Origin of the sequence: Streptococcus sp. DFI.7.26, from assembly GCF_022240605.1 — a bacterium.
GTDB classification, from domain to species: domain Bacteria; phylum Bacillota; class Bacilli; order Lactobacillales; family Streptococcaceae; genus Streptococcus; species Streptococcus xiaochunlingii.
In genome coordinates this window covers 1-1,897 of the sequence record NZ_JAKOGN010000030.1, presented here as the reverse complement: position 1 = coordinate 1,897, position 1,897 = coordinate 1, and the positions used below count along the sequence as shown (strand labels likewise).

The following is a 1,897-nucleotide window of genomic DNA, read 5'->3' as shown; positions in this document are numbered from 1 at the left end:
TTCCATAAAAATTACTAATATTTTCCCAAATTAAAGGATCTCGTTTTCCTTGACTGCATGATATTAAATCTAATAATAGGTTACACGTAGGATCTTTTAAAATATCCTGATATTCATTTTCAATTCTTGCTTTAATCCCTTTGCTATTTAATATAGATATCAATTCGAAACTATAAATACCAACCTTTTGTTTTGCTAGGATACAAATTTCTGATGGTCGTATACCTCCTTGAATTTTTGATTCTATATCATTTGCAATTAACTCAGCTTCTAAACTTTCATTTTCAAATTCAAATAATGTTATTTCACCCTCTTGAAATTCTGGATAATTATTTGTCTGAATAGATCTATGATTACTATTTAATATCTGATGAACCTCTTTTTGAAATTCTACAAGTTTAGGTACAGAGCGGTGATTCATCAATAATTGATATTTATTTGAATTAAAGTCTCGAATATAGTCTGGAAAAATATCAGGCTTTGCACCTGCCCATCTCATAATGGCTTGCTTATCATCTCCAACTGCTGTTAATTTACAAGACGAACCTAAAAAACAAGTTTTTAATAAATCATACTGGGCATATGTAGTATCCTGAAATTCATCTAGAAATACAAAATCGTATGTCATTTGAAGTGCTTTACGGATGTATTCGTTAGTATCTATTATTTGAGTACTCAACTTTGTTATTTGCCTATACAAGAGGACCGGCTTATTATCTTGTGTTCCTTTTAGTAAGTCAGTTTTAAACTTGTGATTATCCCCATTGTTAAGTATGATGTTTTCGACATATCTTCTTATATCTGACATTCTCCATCCATTAACATTAATTCCATTCATAGAGAGTAGTTCTTTTATAGTATACCAATCTTCAATCAAATAATCTCTTGATGGCCGTATATCCTCAGGTAGAACATCTCTAAATTGGTCTAAAATTCTCTTTTCAAAAGCCGAATAGGTTAATGAGGTAAAACGAGAAGCATATTCATCACCATAACGTTTCTTAACTCTTTCTTTCAAATTTGATGCAGCATCCGTTTTGAAACTTAATGCTAGAATTTTTTTCGGAGAAACGCATTTATTTGTAGAGAATAGATAGTCTAACTTTTGAGCTAGTAATTCAGTTTTCCCAGCACCTGGTCCAGCAATGACTAAACATTTAGTCACATCTTTGACGGCTCCTAATGCAGTCTCTTCTAAAATGATATCTCCTTTAGGAAACCACTCCTCACTCTTTACCATGTTGAATATCTCCAAGTAATTCTTCAGCACTGTTAACTATTTTTTCAAATACAGGGGGTAGATTTCTTGTTAATTCATCATCACTAATAGATGATAAAAATTGCATATGAGTTGTTGGTTTTCCTCTACCTAAAAAGAAATATTGATACCAAATCATTAATTCTTTTTCTTCTTCATTGAAACTATCGCCATGTCCACTCTTATCTTTTAAAGTAGCTCTTATTGCTTCCTCTTTACGTTTGTTGAAACCTTCTAACTGCAATCTATCAAGACAGTCTAAATCACTCAATTTCACTTTTTTACTACTTCCATCCGAATCATTATATGAAACAACTGGTCCTTCTATTGAGGATAAAGTATTCAGATAATTGTCTTTATAATGTTGTAGCATCAAGAAATCAATATCTAAAGGCGATGAAAAGTAGACATTAAATTCTTCGAGTTTATTAAACCAATTAATCAGACGTTGAGCTCCTATCGATTCACAACCTCGTGACCCAATTTCATTAAAATCAAGTCTCTGAGTATGGAACCATTCTTGAAACTCTGTGTTCAGCTCATACAGATGTTGAGAAATGTATTTTATTCTTCCCCAACCACCTCCGTATCTCTCATTATCAAAATCCAACAAGGTAATATGAGGAATTCTGAGAGCAT

1 protein-coding gene and 1 pseudogene are annotated in these 1,897 nt (G+C 31.9%); both read right to left on the bottom strand.

Going from position 1 to position 1,897, the window contains the following annotated elements; translation table 11 throughout:
• A partial coding sequence (locus tag L0M85_RS09705; RefSeq protein ID WP_238656935.1) for an ATP-dependent helicase occupies nt 1-1,240 on the bottom strand: 1,240 nt, incomplete at its 3' end.
• Nucleotides 1,227-1,897 (bottom strand): annotated as a pseudogene (locus L0M85_RS09700) (ATP-dependent endonuclease); the annotation flags it as partial. The gene L0M85_RS09705 and the pseudogene L0M85_RS09700, both read right to left, overlap by 14 nt.